The organism is Actinoplanes aureus (assembly GCF_015704865.1).
In the GTDB taxonomy this organism is placed as follows: Bacteria; Actinomycetota; Actinomycetes; order Mycobacteriales; family Micromonosporaceae; genus Actinoplanes; species Actinoplanes aureus.
Window position 1 is genome coordinate 28,229 of record NZ_JADQTO010000037.1, and the last position, 24,298, is coordinate 52,526.

The window sequence follows — 24,298 nt, forward strand, 5'->3', positions numbered from 1 at the left end:
GGGTGTCGCCATGACGTCGCGGGGATTGGAGTATCTGGACCTGCTCGCCCGCGAAGCCGCGCTCGTCGAGTTCGAGCGCCCGCTCGTGGCCGCCCGCACGGCCGGGGCGACCGGCGCCGAACTCGACGAACTCGAACAGGCCAAACTGCTCGCCCTGCGGGTGCGCACGCTGCTGGAACGCCGGCGCCGGCGGGAGGAGGAGCTGTCCGCGCTGTACGACACGGCCGGCGACCTGGCCGGGCTGCGTGACGTGGACGCCGTGCTGCGGGCCATCGTGCACCGGGTACGGACGCTGCTCAACGTGGACGTCTCGTACATGACCCTGAACGACCCGGAACGCGGGGACACGTACATGCGGGTCACCGACGGGTCGGTGGCGGCCAGTTTTCAGAAACTGCGGCTGCCGCCCGGTGCCGGGCTGGGCGGGCTGGTCGCGCTCACCGGGACCCCGTACGCGACCGCGAACTATCCGACCGACAGCCGGTTCCAGCACACCACCGACATCGACCAGGGGGTCGGTGACGAGGGTCTGGTCGCGATTCTGGGCGTACCCATGCGGTTGGGATCCGCCGTGATCGGCGTGCTGTTCGCGGCGAACCGCGCCGAACGGCCGTTCGCCCGCGAAGAGGTCGCGCTGCTGTTGTCGCTGGCGGCGCACGCCGCGGTAGCGCTGGACACGGCCCGGCTGCTCAGCGAGATGCAGACCGCCCTCGCCGAGCTGTCCACGGCCAACTCGGTCATCCAGGCACACAGCGAGTCGGTGGAACGTGCCGCCGCGGCCCACGACCGGATGACCGCGGTGGTGCTGCGCGGCGGCGGCGTGGACGACGTCGCCGCCGACCTGGTCGGCGTCCTGCACGGCTCGCTGCTGGTCATCGACGCGCAGGGCCGCACGCTGGCCACGGCACGGACGCCGGACTGCGACGCGGAACTGCCCGAACCGGCCGGTGCCACGGTGGGCGAGGCGGTCGCGGCCTCGCGCGGGGAGGGCCGCAGCGTACGCCGGGGCGACCTGATCATCGCGGCCGTGGTCGCCGGCGCCGACAACCTCGGTGCCCTGGTCTTCCGCCCGGCCCGGCCCCTGGAAGACGTGGACCAGCGCATCCTCGAACGCGCCGCACAGGTCACCGCGCTGCTGCTGCTGTTCCGGCGTACCGTCGCCGAAGCCGAGGCGCAGGTCCGCGGCGACCTGCTCGACGACCTGATCAGCCGCCCGGTACGCGACCCGGACGCGGTCCGCTCCCGGGCCGGGCGCCTCGGGCTCGACGTGGACGCGTCCTATGTCGTGGTGGCCGCCGGTGACGAGAGCGGGGACGGGCTCGGGCAGCGGGCCGTCTCGTGGGCCCGCACGTTCGCCGCGAGCCGGCGCGGGCTGGCGATGAGCCGGGACAGCCGGGTCGCGCTGCTGCTGCCGGGCGAGGATCCGGCGGAGACCGCGCGGATCGTCGCGAAGGAGCTGAGCCGCAGCCTCGGGCGGCCGGTGACCGCCGGCGGGGCCGGGCCGGCTCGCGGTGCCGAGGGCGTGGCGCCCGCGTACCGGGAAGCGGACCAGTGCCTCAGCGCCCTGATCACGCTGGGCCGCGCCGGGTGCGGTGCGGGGACCGCCGAACTCGGCTACGTCGGCCTGCTGCTCGGCGAGCGGCGCGACGTCGCCGGATTCGTGCACGGCGTGATCGGACCGGTGATCGCGTACGACGAGCGCCGGGGCACCGCGCTGATCCGGACGCTCGAGGTCTACTTCGACGCCGGTTGCGGTCTCGCCAAGGCGGCCGAAGCCCTGCACGTGCACGTCAACACGGTCACCCAGCGCCTGGACCGGGTGGCGCAGCTGCTCGGCGACGACTGGCAGCACCCGCGGCGCGTACTCGATCTCCAGCTCGCCCTGCGGCTGCACCGGCTGCGCGGACCACTGGACGCCGACCACACCTAGGCCGGCGTCAATGTGTGGATCCGATCCATGGGATCCGGCCCACCCACGGCCGTAACGTCCCGTTCACCACCGCATCCCCCTGCGATCCAGGAAGGATCAGCATGTCCATAACCTCCACGCCGGCCGCGGGCACCGAACGTGCCTCCGTCGTCAAGGTCGTTTTCGCCTCCCTGGTCGGCACCGCCGTGGAGTGGTACGACTTCTTCCTCTACGGCTCCGCGGCTGCCCTCGTCTTCGGCACCCTGTTCTTCCCCAGCTCAGACCCGGTGACCGGCACCCTCCTGGCGTTCGGCACGTACGCCCTCGGCTTCGTCGCCCGCCCGCTCGGCGGCATCGTGTTCGGCCACTTCGGTGACCGGGTGGGCCGCAAGAAGATGCTCGTCGTCTCCCTCATGCTGATGGGCGGGGCGACCATCGCGATCGGCCTGCTGCCGACGTACGCGACCATCGGCCTCGCCGCCCCGATCCTGCTGCTCACCTGCCGGCTGCTCCAGGGCTTCGCGGTCGGCGGCGAATGGGGCGGTGCGGTGCTGATGGCCGCCGAACACGGCGACGACGCCCGGCGCGGTTTCTGGTCCTCCTGGCCGCAGGCCGGCGTCGCCCTGGGCAACCTGCTCGCCACCGGTGTGCTGTGGCTGCTCGCGCTGGTGCAGCCGGACGAGCAGTTCGAGGCGTGGGGCTGGCGCATCCCGTTCCTGCTGAGCGCCGTCCTCGTGCTGGTCGGCCTCTGGGTGCGGCTCAGCGTCGAGGAGTCACCGGTCTTCAAGCAGGCGCGGGAGCGGCTCGGCGAGCGTAACCACCAGCCGCTGCTCGAGGTGCTCCGCCTCTACCCGCGCGAGGTGCTGCTCGCGATGGGCATGCGGCTGGCCGAGAACATCGGCTACTACATCGTCACGGTCATCTCGATCACCTACCTGACCACGTTCGCCGGCACCGCCGCCGACAAGAGCCTGATCCTCACCGCGCTGCTGATCGGCTCGGCCGCACAGTTCGTGCTCATCCCGCTGATCGGCGCGCTCTCCGACCGGGTCGGCCGCCGGCCGATCTACCTGGTCGGCGCCGCCGGCATCGCGGTCTGGTCGTTCGTCTTCTTCGACCTGGTCGGCAGCCGCTCCGAGCCGAAGATCATCCTCGCGGTGGTGGTCGGCCTGTTCCTGCACGCCCTCATGTACGCCCCGCAGGCCGCCTTCTTCTCCGAGCTCTTCGGCACGTCGGTCCGCTACACCGGCGCGTCCGTCGGCTACCAGCTCGCCTCGATCTTCGCCGGGGCGCTCGCCCCGATCATCGCGTTGAAGCTGCTCGGCGACGTCGACAACCCCAACACCACCGCCGTGGCGATCTACATGACGCTCGCCTCGGTCATCACCATCGCCGCGGTCCTGCTGGCGAAGGAGACCGCGCGCACCTCGCTGCGCCACGACCGCACCCTGGACCAGGCCGCCGACTGAGATCACGGTTCCGGAACCGGATATAGACCTCGGTCCATTGACACGGTGTCCCGCACGGCGTGACGCTCGTCCTCGTGTGGACACGTGTCAGTGGCCGAGGTCTGCTGGTTCTGCTGCTCCTGCTGTTCGCCACGCCGGGCGCGGCGCTCGCCGCGCCGCCCGCGCCGCGGATCCACGGGCAGACCGTCCGGGCCGGACACCTGCGGGTGCAGGTGCTCAGTCCCACCCTGTTGCGGCTGGAGTACGCGGCCGACGACTCCTTCGAGGACCGGCCGACCTTCAACGCCGTCGCCCGCCATCCCCGGCGTACCTGGTTCACCGCCTCGACCGGCAACGGTGAACTGCGCGTCCGCACGAGTGCCGTGACCCTGCGGTACCGGCTGGACAGCGGACCGGTCACCCCCGTGAACACCACCCTCCGGACGAGTGCCGGCACCGCGCACCCGGCGTTCGGCTCGCCGGCCCGCGACGACACGCTGGGCGGCTGGTACCGCGGCATGGACTTCTACGAGGGCCAGGCCGGACCCGTCGATCAGCTCACCCTGCACCCCGGCATGCTCAACCGCGGCGGCTGGTACCTGCTCGACGACACGAACACCGCGATCCGTACGAGCACCGGCTGGGTCACCGCGCGTCCCGCCCGCACGGGGGCCTACCAGGACGGATACCTCTTCGGGTACGGCCACGACTACCCGCGCGGCCTGGCCGACCTGCGGACCCTGACCGGCCCGTCGCTGCTGCCGCCGAAGTGGGCGTTCGGCACCTGGTTCTCCAAGTATCAGGCGTACAGCGCCGAGGACTACGAGACAGAGATCCTGCCGGCCTTCCGCGAGCACGACGTCCCGCTCGACTCGCTGGTGATCGACACCGACTGGAAGGCGCCCAACCAGTGGGCCGGCTGGAACTGGAACACCGGCCTGTTCCCTAAACCGGACGAGTTCCTCGACGACCTGAGCCGGCGGGGCATCGCCTCGGTCCTCAACATCCACGCCGCGATCTCCGGCGACGATCCCCGCTTCGCCGAGGCGCAGGGGGTCGCGAAGGGCAAGCTCACACCGGCGACCAGCAGCTTCGCGCCGAACCCGTACCGCTTCGACTGGGCCGACCCGGACCAGGCCCGAGCCTACGACCAACTGCACAAACCGTTCGAAAACCAGGGGGTACGGCAGTGGTGGCTCGACTACTGCTGCGACGACAGCTTCGTGGGCACACCCGGCCTCACCGCCGACAGCTGGGTCAACGAGCTGTACCGGCGAAACGGGGAGGCTCGCGGGCAGCGCGGGTTCTCGCTGTCCCGGATCGGCGCGTCGTTCCCGGCCTACACCACCATCGGGCCGTCCGGGCCGTGGGGTGAGCACCGCAGCACGGTGCACTTCACCGGCGACACCCGGCCGGACTGGGCGAGCCTGGCGTTCGCCGCGAAGATGACCCCGGCCGAGGCGGCCATCGGCATGTCCTACGTCAGCCACGACATCGGCAGCTTCGCCGGCAAGCACCTGCCCGACGACCTCTACCTGCGATGGGTGCAGCTCGGCGCGTTCCAGCCGATCCTGCGGCTGCACTCCGACCACGGCGACCGGCTGCCCTGGGAGTACGCGGACACCGTCGGCGAGCCGGCCGAGGACTTCCTGCGGCTGCGCGAGTCGCTGGTGCCCTACCTGTACACGGCGGCACGGCAGACGTACGACACCGGGCTGCCGATGGCCCGGCCGCTGTACCTGAGCTGGCCGGAGCTGGACGAGGCGTACCGGCACGACACCCAGTACCTGCTCGGCGACTCGTTGCTGGTCGCGCCGGTGACCACGCCCGGGCTCAGCGCAGCCGTCCCGGTCTGGTTCCCGCCGGGCATCTGGACCGACATCTTCACCGGCACGACGTTCCGCGGCCCGGCCACGCGTACCGTCGCCGCGACACCGGACCACATGCCCGTCTACGCCCGCGCGGGCGGCATCGTGGCCGGAGCGCACCCGGCCGCCAACATCGCCGCGCAGCCGCGCGACCGGCTCCGGCTGACCGTCTACCCGCACGCCTCAGGTGGTACCACCGTCTACGACGACGCGGGCGACGGGCTCGGCTACCGCGACGGCCAGTACCAGCGGATCCCGGTCCGCTACGACGAGGGCCGCCGCTCGACGCTGACCGTCGGCCCGGTCGCCGGCGGCTATCCGGGTGCGCCCGCCACCCGCCGCTACACCGCCGAGTTCGCCGGCGTCTCCCGCCCGAACCTCGTCACCGTCGCCGGCCGGACCGCGCCGTTCTCCTATGACAGCGCGAAACGCCTGCTCACCGTGGAGGTGCCGGCGAACGCGGCCGGCCGCCGGGTGGCCGTCAGCCACGACGGACGGCCGCTCACCGTGGCGCAGCAGCCGGCTGTCGAGCTGACCCTGACGGCACCCGACGGCCTGCAGTCAGGTGCGACCAGCCGCCTGGTCAGCACCGCCCGCAACCTCGGACCGGGCACGATCACCGAGCTGGCGGCGAGTGTGACCGCGCCGGACGGCTGGGTGATCACCCCGCGGACTCCGGTCACCTCGGCGTCGCTCGCGCCCGGCGAGACCTTCACGGTCACGTACGACGTGACACCGGCCGGGGCGTCGCCGCGCACCGCGAACGTGGTGGGCCGGCTCGCGTACCGCGATCCCGACGGCAGCCGGGTGAGCCTGCCGGCCGCCCTCACCGTCCCGGTCCGCCCGGTCGAGGTCACGTTCCGGGTGCTCGCCCCGCCGGGCATGCCACCCGACGCGACGCTGTACGTGCCCGGCAACATCACCGAGCTGGGGCCGTGGGACCCCGGCAAGCTGGCCATGACGCACCGGGGCGGCGGCGTCTGGGAGGCCACGATCACCGTGCTGGACGGTACCGACATCCAGTACAAGTACACCCGCGGCACGTGGGAGACGGTCGAGGAGTGGGGCTCGATCACCGGCACCAACAACCGCAACGTCACGGTGGACGGCGGCATCACCCGCACCATGCTGGTCGACGACACCTCCACGGCATGGGACACGCCCGGTGTGCCGGACACCCACCTGGCCGTCCGGTACTGGCGTGACCCGCTGGTCGTCGCCACCGTCGCGACGGCGAGCGCGGTGACCGTGACGTTCCAGCGCGACATCCAGCCCACCGGCGCGGACTACACCGGCTCGGTGACCGTCACCGGTCCGGGCGGCGCGGTGCCGGGCACGGTCGCCGAACCCGCACCGGGAACGCTGGTGTGGACACCGGCGGCCCCGCTCGGTGCTGGGTCGTACACGTTGACGGTGGCGGGGGTGAGCAGCACGGGACCGGCCGGCGTGCCGATTCGTACGCCGTACACGTCCACCTTCACCGTGCCGTCATGATGAAGCGTTGACCGAGGACGGGCATTTCGTCGTCATCTCCGGCCGCCGCTGGCGGGCGACCGACCCGGCCATCGGCGGAGGACGTGGCGGCGACCCTGCGCCGTGCCCTGATGGCCGCACGGCGCGACCTCGGGACCGCCCTGCGCGCGGGCCGTGACCCGGCATCCGCACGCGCCCGGGTGCAGGTGGCCAAGGTGGCACTCGGCGAACGCGGCGTTCCCTGGTGGGAGCAGACCCTCGACCAGCGGCGCGAGCGATGGGAGCACGGGCTGCGTGAGCTGACCGGCTAGCCGTCGCGGAGCATCCGGTAGCCGAGGGCCGGGGTCACCCGCATGAGGGCGGGCAGCAGCCGGGCCTTGCCGACGTAGATCTCCGGGGAGTCGCGGCGCAGCCCGTCGAGCACCGCCCGGGCGGCCGCCGAGGCGGTGATCTTGCCGGTGCCCCGGCCGCGGGTCATGTCGGTGTCGACCAGCGGCATCATCGCCTCGGACACCCGCACGTGCGGTGCGCCCCGCTCGCACTGGTAGCGCAGGGCGCGGGTGAATGTGCGTACTCCGGCTTTGGTGGCGCAGTAGACCGGGGCCGCGCGCTTGGGCGCCATGGCGAGCCCGGTCGTGAGATTGATGATCGCGGCAGCGGGACGCTGCCGCAGAAGCGGCAGCAGGCCGGTGGAGATCGCGACGACCGCGTCCAGGTTGACCGCGATCTCGCGGCGCAGAGCCGGGCGGATCCGGTACGCGTCACCGGCCAGAAAGTCGGTGTGCGCCTGCGTCGCCGCGTTGTTGATCACGATGGTGAGCTCCGGGTGCCGCTCGACCACCGCGTCGAGCAGAGCGTCGACGGCGGCCGGGTCGGCCAGATCGGCGTGGTACGGGACGACCCGGTCCCCGTGGCCGGCGGTCAGCGCGGCGAGCCGGTCTCGATCGCGGCCGACGGCTAGGACCCGCGCGCCGTCGGCGATGAGCTGATCGGTCAGGGCCCGGCCGATGCCGCGCGTCGCACCGGTGATCAGCGCGGTCTGCTTCTCGATGTTCATGGGTGCCTCTCCGGTTTCTCGGGCTTCTCCGGCCTCTCCGGTGCGAAGGCCGACCGGTACTGGCCGGGTGTCATGGCGGTGCGCCGTCGGAATTCCCGGGTGAAATGCGGCTGGTCGGCGTAACCGCAGGTGAACCCGATGACGCTGAGCGGATGCACGCCGGCGCGCAGCAGCTCGGCGGCAGCCTCAGCGCGGACGGTGGCGAGCAGCCAGGTGAAGCCGCCCACGCCGTGCAGTGCGCGTTGCAGGCTGCGGGACGACACGGCCAGGTCACCGGCGAGCTGACTCAGGGCCCAGTGGCGGGCGAGATCGCTCGCGAGCATCTGCCGGGCCCGGGCCGCCAGGCCGGTGCCGGCGGCCGGCTCCGCAGCCCGCGGTTCCAGCGACGACCAGGTGAAACACCAGCGTGCGGTGTCGGTGCCCGGGCTGCGGAAGGTGCCGTCGGCGTAGACGACCTCGGCGCCCGCCGTGACCGTGAGGCCGCGGGCACCGGCGGCACCCATCAGGCCGGTGAGCAGGCCGAGGATCACCGCGTCCTCGGCCGGCCACGGTGGCTCGCCGGGCGGTCCGGCATGCTCGGCGACCAGACGATCAGAACCGATCTCGGACACGACGACCCGGTGCCGGGAGTGCGTGAAGCGTTCCAGCCGGCCCCACCGGTCGAACAGGTCGGCCGGGCCGCTCGCGGCACACAGGGCCGCCAGCATCGGATCGGATCGTTCCCGCAGCACGGCTGCCCCGGCCCGGAGCAGCGGGAGCAGAGCGACACCGGCCAGCAGGGTGCGCTTGACCGTCAGCGGCACCAGCGCGGTGCGGGGCGTCGCTTCCACCGCCACGCCGTCGTCGGCCAGGGCCCGCCGCACCGCCGCGACCAGCGCCCCGCTCGCGAAATCGTCCACCACGCGCCCACGGTAGGCGTGCCGCCGCAGCGCGGTCTTGAACGCTCGCGCCAGCCGGTGCACCGCGTTTGCTCCCGCCGAGTGCTGCCGTGCCGCCGCTGGGCGGCCGATCTGCGGCACATGGCGGTGAGGTCTGGATCGGATGCGGTGGCGTGGCTGGTGGGAGCCGCGGCGGTGGCGGGCGTCGTGGTGTCCGCCGGATTGGTCGACGTGAGCGGGATGCTCCGGCCCGCCGCGCCGGCTCCCGTGGCCGCGCCGGCGCCCGCGGCGACGAGCGCGCCGCCCTTCGTCAAGGTGGTCAAGGCCGCCGAACCCGCCGCGGTGCGGTCAGGTTCGGCCGGCTGTGGCGGCGGCCGCCACCAGCGCGAGATCGAGCGGAACCTCGCCACGCTGGGCGCCTACCGTGACGTCACCGTGGACGGCGAGTCCTCGGCCGCCGACTGTGCCGCCATCCGCGCCTTCCAGCAGCGCTACGGCGTCCGTCCGGCGCGCGGCCAGGCCGACGCGACCACCGCGGACGTCGCCCGCCGCATCGCGACCGCCTCAGCCCCGGCGAACCTCGCGCGGTGCCAGATCTCGGACGGCGTGACCGCCTGTGTAGACCTCACCACGCAGACCACCTGGGTAGTACGCGACGGCGCCGTCGTCTTCGGCCCGACCGTGGTCCGCACGGGTTACCGCGGCCACGCCACACCCGCCGGCACCTACACGATCAACAAGCGCGCGAAGCGGGAGTGGTCGAATCCGTACGAGGTCTGGCTCCCGTTCTGGCAGCGCTTCGTCGGTGGGATCGGCTTCCACGAGACGACCACCTATTTGCACGACAAGGCCCGCGGCTCGCATGGCTGCGTGAACCTGCTGCCCGCGGACGCGGCCGCGATGTGGGACCAGCTGGAGACCGGCACCGAGGTCCACACCTTCGGCCGCCGGCCCGGCACCTAGAGTAGCCGGTCCGGCTTCTTCGAGGTACGCGTGACCGGCGTCCCGCCGAAGCCGACGCGTGCCCGCTCTCCCGGCGCGAGCCCGGCTGTCCGTCACCGCCCCCGCGCGACCGCCGGGAAACACCAGTCCGTCGCGCTGCGGGGCTGACCGGGTGTGGGTGCTCGCCACGCGGCTGGGCTGCTTGCTCGGGGTTGCGGGGCCGGGGGCGGTTTCGTTGTGGTTGCTCGTCACGCGGCCGGCGTGCCTGCGCGGGGGTTGCGGGCCCGGGTGCGGTTTCGTCGTGGTCGCTGGTCACACGGCCGGGCGCGGCTCGGGGCGGCGCGGCTCGGGGCGGCCCCGGGAGGCGGTGACAGCCATCAGGCACAGCCCGGCCCGCCTTTTTCGGCCTATTTGATCGCTCGGCTGTGCACCAGGGCTGCCCCCAAGGCCGTCCAAGCAGCCCTAGCGCACAGCCGGCCCGCAGAACCCCGCCTTGTCGATCACCGAGCTAGCAGCAGCGGCTGTTCCGCTGATCAACACCACACCCGCCACGCTCGGCCGCAGCTGCTCGCCACGCGGCCGGGCTACCTGCCCAGGGGTTTGCGGGGTCGGGCGCGGTTCGTCGCGGTTGCTTGCCAGCGCCTCGGGTCCCGGGCCGCGGACTGCTGAGCCGCGGACTGCTGAGCCGCGGACTGCTGAGCCGCGGACTGCTGAGCCGCGCGGCCGGGCCGCGGACGGCCGGGCCGCGGACTGCCGGGCCGAAGACGGCGCGCCGCAGGCCGCCAATGCTCGCGTTCGTCGCCGTAACCGTCAGGTGACGCTGTTTCCCGGCGGTCGCACTGGGGCCGTGAGGGAAGGCCTGGCTCGCGCCGGGGGAGCGGGGACAGGGTCGGCTTCGGCGGGACGCCGGTTACGCGTACCCCGAAGAAGCGGAACCGGCAGGGTTAGATCTTGTTCTGGGAGGCGCGGGCCCCCGCGATCAACTCGGCCGGCAGGCCCGGGCCGGCGACGGCGCACTCGATGAGGTGGTCGCGGTATCCCGGGTCCAGGTCCGGCGCCAGCGACACCAGCAGATCGAGGTCCTCGGCCGCACCGGTCGCCCGGGCTCGGTAGGCGGCCCCGGCCGCCCGCAGGCTCGCCTCGTGCGGCTCGTGCTCCAGGCCCCGGCTGACCAGGGCGGCCGCTTCCGCGAATTCTCCGTCCTCGGCGGACTGGTCGGCCAGGTCTAGGAAGAGCGACCAGTTCGCCGGGTCGAGCGCGAGGGCCCGCTCGAACGCGGCCCGGGCCTGCGACCGGTCACCGAGCTTGCGCCACGTTCCGCCGCGCACCACCTCGGTCAGCATGACCCGCTCCACCTCGTCGGCGCGGTCGCACAGGGTGAGCGATTCCGCCGTGCGCCCACAGGCTCGCAGCAGGATCGCCATGTGGGCCATGGCCTGCGGGTCCGGCTGGCGGGCACAGACCACGTCGATGAGCTCGAACCACGGGCGCAGCCGTTCCCGGGTGATGTCGTCGTCGTGGACGTGGCCGTACATGCCGATGTTCGCGGTCGCGCCGGCCAGGCCCTGCGGCGTCACGCCGGCCCGGAACCGCGGATCGGTGAACCAGGGTGCCGCCGTCCAGGCGACGTCCGGCTGGTATCCGGTGAGCATTCCGAGGGCGGTCGCGGCCCGGTCCATGTCACCGTCCAGGAAGCGGACGTAGGACGCGATGATGTACGCCCACGGCGAGTCCGGCTCGGTGACGTCCGGCCGGAGTTGCTCGATCAGCTGGTACGGCTCGGTGGCGGCGGGATCGTCGGCGACGGCTCTGGCGATGTACCGCATCGCCTCCTCGGGGGCGCCGCCGCAGTGCGCCAGAACCCGGGCCAGGGCGATATCGGCTGACTTCGACACGTCCGGCACCGTACCGTCCGGGCCATGGATCCGACGACCCGGGTGAACCGCGACGCGTGGGAGAGCGCCTCGCGGAAGTACGTCCGTGAGGACGCGGAGATGCTGGCGGTCGCGACCTCCGGCGCGTCGCTGCTGCCGACCGAACGCGACCTCCTCGGCGCCGTGCTGCGCACGTCACCGCGGGTGGTGCACCTGCAGAGTGGCAACGGCACGGACGATGTCGCGCTCGTGCGCGCCGGTGCGCGCTCGGTGGTGGGTGTCGATTACAGCGCGGTGACCGTACGCGCGGCGCAGCGCCGTGCCGACGCGATCGGGGTGGCCTGCCGCTACGTCGTCGGTGCTCTGCCCGGCGCGCCGCTGGCCGACGGCTGCGCTGATCTGGTCTACACCGGCAAGGGCGCCCTGATCTGGATCCCCGATCTGCCGGCCTGGGCCCGCGACGTCGTCCGGTTGCTGCGCCCGGGCGGGCATCTGTTCATCCACGAGGAGCACCCGGCGGCGCCACTGTGGACGTGGGACGAGGACGAGCCGCGGATCCGCGCCGATCGCAGCTACTTCGCGGCGAGCCACGTCAACGACTCGTTCCCGGCCGGCGGGGCGGTCCAGGTGCAGCACACCCTCGGCGGGATCGTCACCGCTCTGACGGCGGCCGGTCTGCGGATCCACCAGCTGCACGAGTACGCCGAACCGTTCTGGCGGATGGGCGGCGTGACCGCCGCGGCCTGGAACGGCCGCCTGCCGAACGCGTACGCCCTGCTCGCCTCCCGGCCCGCGCACGTGGGATGAGGCGGGCATGATGGAGGCTTCGCGGCCGTCGATGGGGAGGCACGGGGATGGACTTCGAGACTGCGCTGGGTTCGCTCTTCTCGCCGGAGGGGCGCCTCGATCCGTACCCCGCCTATGACGTGCTCCGCGCGCACGCGCCGATCTTCCAGGCGATCGACGGCCGCTGGTTCGTCACGACCCACGCGCTCACCAACCGGCTGCTGCGCGACTCGACCCTGCGCGTCGCCGACGCCGGCGACTACGACGGCTTCTGGCCGGACTGGCGGGAGAACCGCGGGGTCGCGTCGATCGTGCAGTCCATGTTGCAGAACAACGCGCCGGACCACACCCGGGTACGCCGCGCGGCCGCGGCCACCTTCACCGCCCGCCGGGTCGCCGCGCTGCGCGATGTCATCGCCGAGCAGTCCGCCGAACTGATCAAGGCGATGCCGGAGCGCACCGACTTCGTGAGCGCGTTCGCGTACCCGTTGCCGATCGCCGTGATCTGCGCGCTGCTCGGCGTGCCGGACGCGGACCGGCCCTGGTTCCGGCAGCGGGCCGCGGACCTGACCGTGGTGCTGGAGCCGATCAGCACCGAGGAGGAGATGGGGCGCGCCGACGTGGCCGGCCGCGAGCTGGAGGACTACTTCATCGGCCTGGTGGCCGAGCGCCGGCGGGAGCCGCGGGAGGATCTGACCAGCGCGCTTGCCGGCGACTCCGGGCTCACCGGTGCCGAGCTGCTGGCCAACCTGGTGCTGCTGCTGGTCGCCGGGTTCGAGACCACCACCAACCTGCTCGGCACCGGCCTGCGGATCCTGCTGGACCGGCCGGAACTGGCGGACCGGCTTCGCGCCGCCCCGGAGCTCGCGCCGGCGTTCGTCGAGGAGATCCTGCGGTACGACTCGCCGGTGCAGCTGACCAGCCGGTACACCAGCGTCCCGCTGGATCTCGGCGACGGGCGACGGCTGGCCGGCGGCGCCTCGCTGAACCTGCTGCTCGGCTCCGCCAACCGGGACCCGGAACGCTATCCGGACCCGCACCGATTCGACCCGGACCGGCCGAACATCCAGCCGGTGTCGTTCGGCGGCGGCGCGCACTACTGCCTCGGCGCCCCGCTGGCCCGGCTCGAGGCGCAGGTCGCGTTCCCGCTGCTGCTGAGCATGTTGCCGCGGCTCGCGCTGGACGGCCCGCCGGTGCTGCGGGACCGCCTGGTGCTGCGCGGTTACGCCAGCCTGCCGGTGTCCACCGGATGACCGGTCACGAGTCCTTGACCCGGTCGCGCTTACGCAGTACCAGGCCGATCGTGAGGGTGACGGTGCTGACCGTGAAGGCCAGGATGTTGGGGACGACCAGCGGCCAGTCGGAGCGGGTCCAGCCGTAGGCGATCCAGAGCGCGAATCCGGGCAGCAGCAGGCCGAAGTAGCCGAGGGAGACATCGGCGGAGGACCGCTTCTTGATCATCCGGTGGATCTGGAGGACCGGGGCGAGTGCCATCACCACACCCCAGAGGGAAGCCACCACACCGAGCATCGATCACCTCGCGAGATTGAGGCGCTCGGCCGGGCGGGCCGCGTCGACCTGAGGTCGGGAGCGCGAACGCGACCACTGGCGATTCTACGGCGGATCCGGTGAACCCGCGGCGGCGGGACGCGAACGCCCCGCCGCCGCCCGAGGATCAGCAGCGGCCGAGGTCCTGCCACTGCTCGGTCCAGCCGGGTTCCGAACCCTGTGTCCAGTACCTGGCCTTCCACAGACGGACGCCGTCGCCGGACTTCGGCCCGGACGGGTCGCCGTACTTGCTCTTCTCGTGCTTCACGACGCTGCCGCCGGTGTAGACGCTCCCGAACTGCCAGGCCGGCGCGCTGGAACAGTCACCAGCCGGTGGCGGGGTGGAGGACGCCGACGGTGACGGCGAGGACGGCGTCGGGTTCGTGCACGGTCCCGACGAGGCGACCGAGTCGTGGAACGCGGTGCCCGACGACCGGTAGGAACCCGCCTGGGACGAGACCTGTCCCGGCGACAGCACCTGGTTCTTGGCGAACAGCACCCAGTCGACCTGCTCGATGTAGGTGGACAGCCCGCCGGTGTGCGTCGCGGTGTCGATGAACCAGAGGTTCCAGTTGATGGTCATTGTCTGCCGCGGGAAGTACTTGCCGCCGTGGTCACCCACCTGCACGCCGTCGATGTAGTAGACGACGTGCCCGTTGGCGACCTGGGCCACCAGGTCGTGCCAGCCGTCCAGGCTGGACCGCTGCGACGAGTGCAGGTTGTCGGCGTACCAGGGGTCGGCGCGGTACGTGTACCAGGTGGTCTGGTAGTTGATCGGCCCGGTCTCGCCCCAGCCGCCGTTCGGCAGGTACTCGGAGATGTCCAGCTCGCTGTAGGTGGGGTCCATGTCCCCGTTGAGCGGGCTGATCGTGAAGAACGTCTGGTTGATGTGGTCGCCGTCGTTGCCGCTGACCGGTGCGTCGGTGAACCGGACCCGGCTGGCGTAGGTGCCTTCCAGGTAGCGCTTCTGGGTGGAGTAGAGCTCGGCGTGGCTGGTCCCGGCGGCGGTGCCGTCGGTGGAGGCGGTCAGCTGCATGACCTTCTGGCCGCCGGAGGTGGGGAACGTGATGGCCGACGGCGACCAGTTGGCACCCGGCACGCCGGGTCCGCCCTGGTAGCTGCGCGGGGTCCAGCCGTTGGCGTTCAGGGACGGGTCCGACGACGAGGTGTAGTGGAAGTCGTCGAAGAGGTAGCCGCAGTCGGCGGCCGAGGCTGGGCCCGATGTCAGGGCAACGGTCCCGGTGGCGACGGCCAGTATGGCCGCGCCGATCCAAGCAAATCGATGTCTCACGGACGGACTCCTCCCGGGGGAAGGGGACATAGGGGTGTTACCGGACCGCGCCGGCGGTCATCCCGGCGCGGATGTGCCTCTGGAACGCGACGTAGGCGACGAGCACCGGCAGCATGGCGATGGTCAAGCCGGCGAACAGGCCGCTCCAGTCACTGTCGTAGCCCTGGCTGACCGACAGGGCGGCCAATCCCTGCGCCAGGACATATCGGTCCGGGTCGGGGTTCAGCACCAGCGGCAGCAGGTACTGGTTCCACAGCCCCAGAAAATTGAAGACGCCGACCGCGACCAGCCCTGGCCGGGCGAGCGGCAGCATCACGCGGAAGAACACCGCGCCGTGCGAGCACCCATCGAGGAAGGCCGCTTCCGCGACCTCGGTGGGCAGCGTGCGGAAGAAGGAATGCAGGAAAAAGACCGTGAAGGGTACGGCGTAAGCCGTGTAAACCAGGATCAGCCCGGGGTACGTGCCGAGCAGCCCGAGTTGCCGCACCACGAAGAACAGCGGTACGAGCGCCAGGAACACCGGGAAGAACATGGCCGCGACGAAGGTGTAGTAGACGAGCCGGTTGCCCCGGAACTGGTACCGCGCTACGGCGTAGGCCACCAGTGACCCGAGCAGCATGGTCAGCAGCAGCGCCCCGCCGACCACGATCAGGCTGTTGAAGAAGTACCGCCCGATGCTGGCCGTCGTCCAAGCCCGCGCCCAGTTCTCGAACTGCGGCGAAGCCGGCGGCGACCACGGATGGTTGAGGATCTCCTCGTCCGTCTTCAGTGAGCTCATCACCGCCCAGATCAGCGGCAACGCCGTCACCACGGCCCACGCGAGCATCGCGAGGTGCGGCAGCGGATTGGGCCGGGAGACCGGCGGAGCCGCGTCGGAGACACGAACCGGGGGACGTTGCATGAGAGCCGTCATGCCATCTCCACCTGGTTGCGCCGGCCCCATCGCAGGGCGAACACCGCGAGGGTGAGCGTGGCGAAGAACAGCGCCACCCCCATCGCCGTGGCGTAACCGAACTTCCCGTACGTGAACGCGGTCCGATAGAGCGACAACCCGACCACCTCGGTCGCCCCGTCCGGCCCGCCCGGCCCGACCGTCATGACCTGCACCAGCACGAACCCGTCGAGCGCCACGATGCCCAGGTAGACGAAGGCGACCTGCACGCTCTCCCGCACGAGCGGCAGCGTCACCCCCCGAAACGTCGCCCACCGTCCGGCACCGTCCAGCGTCGCCGCTTCGAAGAGTTCGCGAGGGATCCCGTCGATCGCCGCGCTGAACAGCACCACGTAGAACCCGACCGACGACCAGATGACCACCGCCATCACCGCGATCAGCGCCCATGACGGCTCGCCGAGCCAGCTCTGCGTCAGCGACGACAGCCCGGCCGCCCGCAGCCCGGAGTTGAGCAGCCCGTTGTTGGGGCTGTAGACGAACGCCCAGAGCACCCCGATGATCACCAGCGAGAGCATCTGCGGGAAGAAATAGACGATCTGGTACGCCGACGCGCCGCGTACCGGCCGGCGGCCGTTCAGCATGCTCGCCAGGAACAGCGCGATCGCGATCGTCACGACCGGTACGACCACCAGCATCACGGCGTTGTTGCGTACGGCGTCGAGGAACAGCGAGTCGCCGCCGAGGCGGGCGAAGTTGTCCGTCCCGACGAAGTGCGCCTCGCCGGCCACCCCGGTCCAGTCCGTCAGCGACAGATAGAACGCCTGGGCGTACGGCGAGAGCACGAAGACGACGTGCAGCACCAGCGCCGGCACGAGCGCGGCGAGCAGGAACCGCCACCGGCCGTGTTTCATCAGCGGGTGTACTTGACGACGGTGGAGTCCTTCGCGAGGGCGTCGGACGCCTTCTGGATCCGGGTGGACCAGTCGGCGACGCTGATCCGCCGGTTCACCAGTTCACCCGTGGCGTCGTCGATCGCCTTCGCGAGGGGCGCGTACCACGTACGGAATCGGTAGTTGAAGGCGTCCGGACCGGCGGCCGTGACCGCGTCGCGGACCGAGCCCAGCCCACTGGAGAGCGTGAGCCCTTCGGTGGCGCCGGCCACCGCCGGCAGGGTGCTGTTGGCCTGGGCGAAGTCCTTCGCGGAGGCGAGCGAGAAGAGGATCCGCAGGTACTCCTGGCCGCCGGCGACGTTCTTCGCCTTCGCCGGGACCAGGTACGACTCGCTGCTGGCCGCCTGCACCGCGGTGACCGGCATCTTGGCGGCGGGAAGTGCGGGCACCGTGCCCAGGACCATGTCGAAACCGGCCGGGGTGACGTCCTTCTGCTCGCTCTCCAGCCACGACCCGCACGGGATGAACGCGGCCTTCTTCTGGCACCAGGCGGCCTGCGCCTCGGTGTGCGACAGCGCCTCCGAGCCGGACATCAGGTAACCCTTGCCGGCCAGTTCGGCGAACGCCTCGGCGGCCTGGGTGAGGCCCGGCTGCTTCCAGGCGTCCGGCTGCAGGTTGTCGACCGCCTTGACCAGGTCCAGGCCGCCGGCCTTGGCGGCCATGGTGAGCAGCGGGTCGTTGATGTACTCCGGGTATTTGCCCTGGTAGGTCCAGGGCGCGATGCCGGCCTTCTTGATCGTCTCGCAGAGGGCGAGCATGTCGGCCCACGTCGTCGGGTAGATCCAGCCGCGCTCGGCGAACAGGGACTTCGAGTACCAGACGCCCCAGACCGTGTAGGTGAAGTTCAGCGCGACCGGGCTGCCGCCGAACGTGCCGTCGTCGACGACGCCGGGCAGCAGGGTGTCGCGGACCTTCTTGCCGGGCTGGTCGAAGGCCGGTGCGTCGAGCAGCTCGGCGAGATCGGTGACCTGCTTCGCGCTGACCAGGGTGGCCATGTCCAGGCGTCCGGCACCGGTGTTGTCGACGACGTCCGGTGGGTTCCCGGCGACGAAGCGGGGCTGCATCGCCTCGCCGACCTTCTGCAGTCCCTTGTGGTCGATCTTGGCTTGCGGGTACTTCTCGGTGTACTTCGCCTCGGCCTTGATCGCGTACTCGTCGCCGTACCCCCCTTTGAAGACGACCACCTCGAGGGGTGCGTCGGCCCTGACGCCCAGGGGGTTCTCGGTGCTCTTGGCGCCGCCGGTGTCAGCCGGCTCGTCACCGTCGCCGGAGTTGGTGACGCACGCTGCGAGCAGGGGCACGCCGGCAGCCGCGGCTCCGGCCGTTTTCAGCAGGCTTCGCCTGGTGGGGTACGGTCTGTGCGGGTTCTCCGGGTTCATGTCAGTGGGCTCGCTTCCTATGCGGTACGCCGGATGCGCCCGGCGTACCGCGCCTCGAGTTCCGCGTTGTGTTCCTTGCCGCCGGGCACGTTGTCCGACAGATAGACCGGCGGGGTGATCCCGGCCGCGAGCAGACGGGCGACCACCTCGGTGACGATCTGCTGAGCCAGCAGCGCGGCGGTGATCGAGGAGACGGCCCCGACCGCGCCACCACCGGGCAGGGGGATCGTCGCGTCCCCGTACGGAGCTCCGTTGTCCAGCACCACGTCGGCGATGTCGCCGAGCTTGCGCCCGCTCGGGTGGCGCGAGGCGACGCCCGCCGAGTGCTCCGCCGAGGTGACCGCGACCAGCGGGTGACCGCGCTCCTTGACCAGCAGGGCCATCTCCACGACCGCCCCGTTGATGCCGGAGTTGGAGGCGATCACGAAGGCGTCGTCGGGTTTGACCGGGGCGAGCTGGTAGAGCCGGTGGGCGATCTCCGGGTTGCGTTCGACGGCCGGGTCGGCGAGCACGTCCAGGGGCTCGCCGCCGTAGAGGACGATGTCGCGCAGGGCGATCCGGTTGGTCGGGACCAGGCCGCCGGCCCGGCCGGCGATCTCCATGGCCAGCGCCTCGGAGTGCCCGCAGCCGAACGCCTGGATGACGCCGCTGTTCTTGATCGAGGCGAACAGCAGCTCGGCCGCCCGGGACTTCGCCTCCTGCTGGCCCCGGCCCACCCGGGCCACCAACTCTTCGATCTTGGATAGGTAGTCCCCGGTCACGGTGTTCCTTTCTCCGGCCGCCGCTTGCGGGTCGGCACCTCTTCCGGCAATCGGTGTGTGCCACGGCGCGTGGTCATCCTTTTCATCAAACGCTGTTGTCGATGAAAATTACGACCATCGAGTGAGCTAGTCAACAATGAATTTCTGTGTTTCGATCCTCGCCATGAACCTCGTGGTAGGCGTCGACGCCGGCGGCACCGCCTCCCGGGCGGTGGTCGCCACAGTGGACGGCACCGTCGTGGGTCGCGGGCGGGCCGGCCCCGGCAATCCACTCGCGGCGGGACCGGCCGCTGCTCAGGCCATCGGTTCCGCCCTTCGGCAGGCGCTGTCCGGAGTGCGCCCGGAAGCCGTCGAGGCCGGGGTGCTCGGCCTGGCCGGGGATTCCGCCTGCGCCGATCCGGCGATCCGCGCGTCGCTCGGCGCCGCATGGACCGCGGCCGGCCTGACCTGCGGCTGGACCGTCGTCGGCGACGCGGTGACCGCCTTCGCCGCCGGCACCTGCGCACCGACCGGCGCGGTCCTCATCGCGGGCACCGGCGCGGTCGCCGCGGCCATCAAGGATCATGAGATCGTACGGGTGGCCGACGGTCTCGGCTGGCTACTCGGTGACGAAGGATCCGGCCACTGGTTCGGCATCAGTGCTCTGCGCGCGGCCGTCCGCTCCTGGCCGTCACCGTTCGCCGCGGTGGTCGCCGCCCACGCCGGCGTCGGCGGCCGCGACCAGCTGATCCATTGGGCGCAGCGGCTGCCGCACGCCCGCATCGCCGCGCTCGCCCCGATCGTCTGCGCCCAGGCCCGGACCGGCGACCCGGAAGCCGCCGCGATCGTCGCCGACGCCGTCCGCAAGCTCACCGCCACCCTGGACAGCCTCGGCGCGGACGGCCCGGTGGTCCTGGCCGGTGGCCTGCTCACTTCTTCGGACTCCCCGGTCCGCGACGGTCTGCTCGCGGTCCTCGACGCCCGTGGCACCACGGTCCTGATCAGCCGTGACCCGGCCGCGGCCGCCGCCTGGCTGGCCGCACGCACCCGGCCCGGAGTCCCGTCACCGGCCGACCTGCACCGCGCTCTGCTCGGCGCCCCGGGCGGGTGACCGCAGCGCGTCGTATCCGGCTGCCGCGCCTCACGGCGTTCCGGGTCGTCGCGGCTCATCAGCCGGACGGCCCGGAACGAGTAGTACGTCATCGCGGAGGCGAACGAGGCGACGGCGAACCAGGCAACCGCCGGTTCCCATGCCAGTACCCCGTCCGCGAGCAGAACGCACACCGGGACAGTGCGCATGACCATCCCGGTGTGTGTCCGCTGACCTGACCTACCGCGTCAATCGGACGCGGGACCGCTCAGTTGAGCCCCTTGGCGTCGATGTCGAACTCCACGACCTGGGACTTGTCCTTGTTCCACTTGGCCACCCGGTGCATGAGGTACGCGAAGGTGGTACCCGGCTCCCACACGATCGTGGTCCGCCCCTTCGCCCCGCCCGACGCCTTCGTGCTGATCCGCAGCTTGGCGCCGAGCACCTCGGCCTCGATGTCGGAGGCCTTGGTGCCGGACGCGGCGAACGACTCGGCGACCTTGGCCTCCACCACGACCCAGATCGTCGAGACGATCCGGCCGTCGCGACCCTCCTGTGCGAGGAACTTGCGGGCCGCGGTGGCCTCGTTGTTCACCATGTTCAACAGCGGACCCTCGTCGATCATGAACTTGGCCAGCTTCAGCTTCGCGGTCTTCGCCCTCTCGTACGAGAAGGTCGCGGCCGTCTCGGCGCTCGCCACGAAGTACTTCAGCCCGCCGTTGACCTCGACGTCCGCCTTGGCCTGCCGGGACCAGTCGATGTCCGCGGTGGTGACGTAGCGGACCCGGCCCTTCAGGTCCGACCGGTCGACGTGGTGGAAGACGTTGAGGCTGGCCTTCGTGCCCAGCGGGTCCTCCTTCTCGCCGTACGAGCACATCAGTACGTCCTCGGCCTTGTCCCGGAAGTACCGCTCGCCGCCGTAGACGAAGGTGTGCTTGGCGACTCGTGACTCGGGCATGTTTCTTTCCCCCCTGTTCGGCGGATTGTTCCGCTGGGGCCCAGCTTCGTGAGCCGCCGTTAGCCGTCCGCTAGCCACGAAGCCGTCAGTCCGCTACGCGACTGCGCGGTTGTTCCCGGTCCCGTCCAGGCCCCAGATGGGGGAGTGCGAGCATTTGCCCGCCGGCTCGACGGGCCACCCCGGCCGATCGGCGGCGAGATCCTGCGGACCTCCCTGATCGACCGTCTGGCGGCGCGCTGGGACGTGCCGGTGATCACCGTGGTGGCCGGTGCGGGCTTCGGTAAGTCGACCGCCCTGGCCCAGGCCACCCGGCTGCACGCCGCCGACCCGCGGGGCCTGGAGGCGTGGGTGACCTGCGAACCCGGTGACGAGGACGCCCAGCGCCTGGCCGAGGCGATCTGCCGGGCGTTCGGCGTCGAACCCGCCGCGGTCGCCCCGCTGGACACGGTCCTGGAGGCGTTGCGGGCCGGCTCACCGATCGAGTCCTGCCTGATCCTCGACGACGTGCACGAGGTGGCCCGCGGCTCCTCGGGACACCGGCTGATCGCGGAGCTCGTGCCGCGGCTGCCGGCCGGTGCCCACCTGGTGCTGGCCGGCCGTACCCTGCCGCCGTTGCCGCTGGCCCGGCTGCACGCCGCCGAGCGGATCCGCTGCCTCGGCGAGTGCGACCTCGCCTTCGGCCGTGGTGAGCTGGACCGGGCCGCGGCGAACGCGGACCGCCCGGTCGCCGACGTGACCGGCCTGGGCGGCTGGCCCGCCCTGGTCCGGCTGACCCTGGCCGCACCGCACGGCATCGCCCGCGACTATCTGTGGGACGAGGTCGTCTCCCGGCTGCCCGAGGCCGACCGGGACGTGCTGCTGCACCTGGCCGTCCTCGGCTCGGCGGACGCCGCCACCCTGCAGGCCCTGGCCGGGGTGACGGCCGACGTCGGCCGGCTCGCCCAGCGGGTGCCGCTGGTGGCGCGGTTCGGCGACGGTGGGATCCGGGCACACCCGTTGTGGATCGACGCGCTGGTCCGGCTGCTGCCCGCCGACCGGGTCGCGGCCGTACGCGCCCGGGCTGCCGACCTGCTGCTGGACCGGGGCGACCCGCTGCGAGCCGGCTCCATCGCGATCACCGCCGGCGACGTGGCCCTGCTCGACCGGGCCGCGACGGAACTGGTCGCCTCGACCCTGGCCACGTTCCCGCACGACACCGGGGTGCGCTGGCTGGCCGCCGTGCCGGAGGTCGAGCACGTCCGGCCCGGCCTGTCGCTGCTCACCGCCGCCACCCGGTACGCGAACCGCGCCGGCGACCCCGGCGTGGACGCCATGCTGGACACCGCCGCGCGGGCCGCGCGCGAGGCCGGTGATCTGCGGGCCGAGAGCACGGCGGCCAGCCTGGCCACCATCGCGGCGCACGCCCGCGGCGACGAGAGCCGCCTGGCCGAGCTGTTCCAGCAGGTGCTCGAGCTGCCCGGCGCCGAGCGGGAGCCGACCCTGCGGCTGTTGCTCGCCGGGGTCCGCGGAGCCATCTTCGAGCTGATGGGCTCGATCGAGGACGCCCTCGCGGTCGTGGAGTCGTTGTCCCCGGAGGACATCGAGCAGCAACCGGGCAAGATCATCGTCCGGTTCCACGTCTATCTGCTGCTCCTGGCGGGCCGCGCGGACGAGGCGGCCGCGGTCGCCGGGGCGCACCTGGACTCCTCGCCGTACGCGCACGTGCGCCGGATGCCGCAGTTCGCCCGCTGGATGGCCGGCCACCCCGCCGACTTCCTGCCTGATGCCCGCGACGCTGACAAACCGCCCTACCTGCCGGAATCCGACGCCAACGACCGCTACCGGTTCAACTTCCTGGCGTTCGCCGCGGTGGTCGCCGCCTCCGTGGGCGACCACGCGGCCCTGCGTCACGTGTCCGGGCAGCTGGAGGCCAGCGGTCTGGGCGCCGACACCCGCGACGCCGCCATGCTGGTGGTCGCGGCGGCCGCCAAAGCCGTCCTGCTGGGCGACGAGGGCGCCGCCCGGGCGGCGATCGGCGAGTTCGTGGCCGAGAATCCGCTGAGCGATCCGGTCGCGGCCGTCCACCTGCGGCGGTTCCTCGCGTACGGGTACGTGCTCTCACCCGAGGCGCGGGAACTCTGGGACACCCAGCCGCTCGGCCCGTCCCAGCACCGGGTCCGCGAGGCCGCCCGGCTGCTGCTGGCCGCCCGCGCGGGACGCCTGTCCGGCACCGGCCAGGTCACCCCGGAAACCGTGCTGATCTCCTTCCCGCTGCCGTGGTCGGTCGAGCTCGCGGCGTACGCCGAGGCCGCCGGCCTGCCGTTCGGCCGCGAGCTGCTGCAATGGCTCGCCGACCAGCTGGGCCGGCGCGCCCACGACGCGCTGCACCGGCTGGCCAAGGATCCTCGTGCCGCCCTGGCCGCCGGCGCGCGCCGCCTGCTCGGCGCGGTACCGGCCACCCCGGAGGGCCGGATCCGCGTCGAGGTTCTCGGACCGCTGCGGGTGCTCGCCGACGGCACCGAGACCCATCCGGCCGGCCTGCGCCGCCGCCGGGTCCGCCAGCTGCTCACCGTGCTCGCGGTGCACGGCGAGATGGACCGTTCCCGGCTCATGGACCTGCTCTGGCCAGAACTCGACCCGGACGCCGCCGCACGCAACCTGCGGGTCACGCTCACCTATCTGCGCCGGATCCTCGACGGGCACGTGCGCAGTGACCGTGGCCGGGTGCGGCTGGTCCGGTCGAAGGGCCTCACCGTCGACGTCACCGAGCTGCGCGAACAGCTCGACGAGGCGCGGCGGGCACGCACCCGGGGCGACCCGGCGGCGGCCGATGCCGCCCTGGCCGGGGCGGTCCGGTTGTGGCGCGGCGAACCGCTCGCCGACCTGCCGGACCGGGAGAACGCGGCGGCGGCGTTGCGCGCGGAACTCACCGAGGCGGCCCTGACGCTCGGCGAGCGCCGGCTGGCACAGGGGGACACCGCGGCCGCCGGGGAACTGGCCCGGCGGGCGCTCACCGCCGAGCCGTACGCCGAGCGCGGCATGCGACTGCTGCTGGCGGTGGAGACCCAGCGCCGGGACCCGAGCGGCCTGGAACGCGCGGTCCGCCGGGTCCGGGAGGCGCTGACCGCGCTCGGCGCCAAGCCCGAGCCGGCCACCGCGATCGTGCTGCGGCAGGCCCATCTGACACGCGTTCGCGTCGCAGCGAGCTCGTTCATCTGAACCCGTACCGCCCGCGA

General features: G+C 72.1%; 19 protein-coding genes. 9 read left to right on the forward strand and 10 right to left on the reverse strand.

Translation table 11 applies throughout. The features are described from left to right. Nucleotides 1–10 precede the first annotated feature (10 nt). The 4 genes from I4J89_RS43740 (at nucleotide 11) to I4J89_RS43755 (ending at nucleotide 7,009) form a co-directional block, all read left to right on the forward strand. Nucleotides 11–1,930, forward strand: coding sequence for a helix-turn-helix domain-containing protein (locus tag I4J89_RS43740; RefSeq protein ID WP_196420135.1), 1,920 nt, complete (start codon nucleotides 11–13; stop codon nucleotides 1,928–1,930). A 101-nt stretch (nucleotides 1,931–2,031) separates the two neighbouring features. Beyond that, nucleotides 2,032–3,378, forward strand: coding sequence for an MFS transporter (locus I4J89_RS43745; protein WP_196420136.1), 1,347 nt, complete (start codon nucleotides 2,032–2,034; stop codon nucleotides 3,376–3,378). Nucleotides 3,379–3,437: 59 nt separating this feature from the next. Beyond that, nucleotides 3,438–6,719 carry a TIM-barrel domain-containing protein gene (locus I4J89_RS43750; protein WP_309238741.1) on the forward strand — a complete coding sequence of 1,094 codons (3,282 nt, stop codon included), beginning with the start codon at nucleotides 3,438–3,440 and terminating at the stop codon, nucleotides 6,717–6,719. An 83-nt stretch (nucleotides 6,720–6,802) separates the two neighbouring features. Next, nucleotides 6,803–7,009 (forward strand): hypothetical protein, encoded by a 207-nt coding sequence (locus tag I4J89_RS43755; RefSeq protein WP_230860612.1) that lies wholly within the window; start codon nucleotides 6,803–6,805, stop codon nucleotides 7,007–7,009. Here I4J89_RS43755 and I4J89_RS43760 read toward each other — a convergent pair. Together I4J89_RS43760 and I4J89_RS51830 are read right to left on the reverse strand one after the other, a co-directional pair. Then, entirely contained in the window at nucleotides 7,006–7,755 is a 750-nt protein-coding gene (locus I4J89_RS43760) for an SDR family oxidoreductase (protein WP_196420137.1), read from the reverse strand. The two genes, I4J89_RS43755 and I4J89_RS43760, sit on opposite strands and share 4 nt — an antisense overlap. Beyond that, nucleotides 7,752–8,657 (reverse strand): helix-turn-helix transcriptional regulator, encoded by a 906-nt coding sequence (locus tag I4J89_RS51830; protein ID WP_196420138.1) that lies wholly within the window; start codon nucleotides 8,655–8,657, stop codon nucleotides 7,752–7,754. Before I4J89_RS51830 ends, I4J89_RS43760 begins: the two co-directional genes overlap by 4 nt. Before the next feature lie 144 nt (nucleotides 8,658–8,801). Between I4J89_RS51830 and I4J89_RS43770 the strand changes: the two genes are divergently transcribed. Then, the gene (locus I4J89_RS43770; RefSeq protein ID WP_309238742.1) at nucleotides 8,802–9,596 is read left to right on the forward strand and encodes a L,D-transpeptidase family protein; all 795 of its coding nucleotides are present in this window, start codon (nucleotides 8,802–8,804) and stop codon (nucleotides 9,594–9,596) included. Nucleotides 9,597–10,519: 923 nt separating this feature from the next. On the opposite strand, the gene I4J89_RS51835 is transcribed toward I4J89_RS43770, so the two are convergent. Beyond that, the gene (locus tag I4J89_RS51835; protein WP_309238743.1) at nucleotides 10,520–11,470 is read right to left on the reverse strand and encodes a tetratricopeptide repeat protein; all 951 of its coding nucleotides are present in this window, start codon (nucleotides 11,468–11,470) and stop codon (nucleotides 10,520–10,522) included. A gap of 24 nt (nucleotides 11,471–11,494) precedes the next feature. On the opposite strand from I4J89_RS51835, the gene I4J89_RS43780 reads away from it, so the two are divergent. Both I4J89_RS43780 and I4J89_RS43785 read left to right on the forward strand, forming a co-directional pair. Beyond that, a complete protein-coding gene (locus I4J89_RS43780) occupies nucleotides 11,495–12,256 on the forward strand; it encodes a class I SAM-dependent methyltransferase (RefSeq protein WP_196420140.1) in 762 nt (253 codons plus the stop codon). A 47-nt stretch (nucleotides 12,257–12,303) separates the two neighbouring features. Continuing rightward, on the forward strand, nucleotides 12,304–13,488 hold the full coding sequence (locus tag I4J89_RS43785) for a cytochrome P450 (RefSeq protein ID WP_196420141.1): 1,185 nt from the start codon (nucleotides 12,304–12,306) through the stop codon (nucleotides 13,486–13,488). 4 nt (nucleotides 13,489–13,492) lie between these two features. On the opposite strand, the gene I4J89_RS43790 is transcribed toward I4J89_RS43785, so the two are convergent. The 6 genes from I4J89_RS43790 to I4J89_RS43815 form a co-directional block, all read right to left on the reverse strand. After that, nucleotides 13,493–13,765, reverse strand: coding sequence for a SemiSWEET family sugar transporter (locus I4J89_RS43790; protein WP_196420142.1), 273 nt, complete (start codon nucleotides 13,763–13,765; stop codon nucleotides 13,493–13,495). A gap of 145 nt (nucleotides 13,766–13,910) precedes the next feature. After that, on the reverse strand, nucleotides 13,911–15,074 hold the full coding sequence (locus I4J89_RS43795; RefSeq protein ID WP_309238744.1) for a glycosyl hydrolase: 1,164 nt from the start codon (nucleotides 15,072–15,074) through the stop codon (nucleotides 13,911–13,913). Nucleotides 15,075–15,111: 37 nt separating this feature from the next. Continuing rightward, on the reverse strand, nucleotides 15,112–15,975 hold the full coding sequence (locus tag I4J89_RS43800; RefSeq protein ID WP_373688206.1) for a carbohydrate ABC transporter permease: 864 nt from the start codon (nucleotides 15,973–15,975) through the stop codon (nucleotides 15,112–15,114). A gap of 8 nt (nucleotides 15,976–15,983) precedes the next feature. Continuing rightward, nucleotides 15,984–16,877, reverse strand: coding sequence for a carbohydrate ABC transporter permease (locus tag I4J89_RS43805; protein WP_196420144.1), 894 nt, complete (start codon nucleotides 16,875–16,877; stop codon nucleotides 15,984–15,986). Continuing rightward, nucleotides 16,877–18,217, reverse strand: coding sequence for an N-acetylglucosamine/diacetylchitobiose ABC transporter substrate-binding protein (ngcE, locus tag I4J89_RS43810; RefSeq protein WP_309238745.1), 1,341 nt, complete (start codon nucleotides 18,215–18,217; stop codon nucleotides 16,877–16,879). The genes I4J89_RS43805 and ngcE overlap by 1 nt, the downstream gene beginning before the upstream one ends. Before the next feature lie 95 nt (nucleotides 18,218–18,312). Further along, the gene (locus I4J89_RS43815; RefSeq protein WP_196420146.1) at nucleotides 18,313–19,056 is read right to left on the reverse strand and encodes a sugar isomerase domain-containing protein; all 744 of its coding nucleotides are present in this window, start codon (nucleotides 19,054–19,056) and stop codon (nucleotides 18,313–18,315) included. A 163-nt stretch (nucleotides 19,057–19,219) separates the two neighbouring features. On the opposite strand from I4J89_RS43815, the gene I4J89_RS43820 reads away from it, so the two are divergent. Further along, nucleotides 19,220–20,146, forward strand: a complete 927-nt coding sequence (locus I4J89_RS43820) for an N-acetylglucosamine kinase (protein ID WP_196420147.1) — start codon at nucleotides 19,220–19,222, stop codon at nucleotides 20,144–20,146. 247 nt (nucleotides 20,147–20,393) lie between these two features. On the opposite strand, the gene I4J89_RS43825 is transcribed toward I4J89_RS43820, so the two are convergent. Then, complete coding sequence (locus I4J89_RS43825) at nucleotides 20,394–21,083, reverse strand: hypothetical protein (RefSeq protein WP_196420148.1); 690 nt, start codon at nucleotides 21,081–21,083, stop codon at nucleotides 20,394–20,396. A 144-nt stretch (nucleotides 21,084–21,227) separates the two neighbouring features. On the opposite strand from I4J89_RS43825, the gene I4J89_RS51840 reads away from it, so the two are divergent. After that, entirely contained in the window at nucleotides 21,228–24,281 is a 3,054-nt protein-coding gene (locus tag I4J89_RS51840; protein ID WP_196420149.1) for a BTAD domain-containing putative transcriptional regulator, read from the forward strand. Nucleotides 24,282–24,298: the final 17 nt, after the last annotated feature.

Bases quoted from the DNA above. Each gene is read 5' to 3' on its own strand.
- I4J89_RS43820 (WP_196420147.1), top strand. From the start codon at position 19,220: ATGAACCTCGTGGTAGGCGTCGACGCCGGCGGCACCGCCTCCCGGGCG.
- I4J89_RS43780 (WP_196420140.1), top strand. From the start codon at position 11,495: ATGGATCCGACGACCCGGGTGAACCGCGACGCGTGGGAGAGCGCCTCG.
- I4J89_RS43800 (WP_373688206.1), bottom strand. From the start codon at position 15,975: ATGCAACGTCCCCCGGTTCGTGTCTCCGACGCGGCTCCGCCGGTCTCC.
- I4J89_RS43790 (WP_196420142.1), bottom strand. From the start codon at position 13,765: ATGCTCGGTGTGGTGGCTTCCCTCTGGGGTGTGGTGATGGCACTCGCC.
- I4J89_RS43785 (WP_196420141.1), top strand. From the start codon at position 12,304: ATGGACTTCGAGACTGCGCTGGGTTCGCTCTTCTCGCCGGAGGGGCGC.
- I4J89_RS43745 (WP_196420136.1), top strand. From the start codon at position 2,032: ATGTCCATAACCTCCACGCCGGCCGCGGGCACCGAACGTGCCTCCGTC.
- I4J89_RS43760 (WP_196420137.1), bottom strand. From the start codon at position 7,755: ATGAACATCGAGAAGCAGACCGCGCTGATCACCGGTGCGACGCGCGGC.
- I4J89_RS43825 (WP_196420148.1), bottom strand. From the start codon at position 21,083: ATGCCCGAGTCACGAGTCGCCAAGCACACCTTCGTCTACGGCGGCGAG.
- I4J89_RS43740 (WP_196420135.1), top strand. From the start codon at position 11: ATGACGTCGCGGGGATTGGAGTATCTGGACCTGCTCGCCCGCGAAGCC.
- I4J89_RS43805 (WP_196420144.1), bottom strand. From the start codon at position 16,877: ATGAAACACGGCCGGTGGCGGTTCCTGCTCGCCGCGCTCGTGCCGGCG.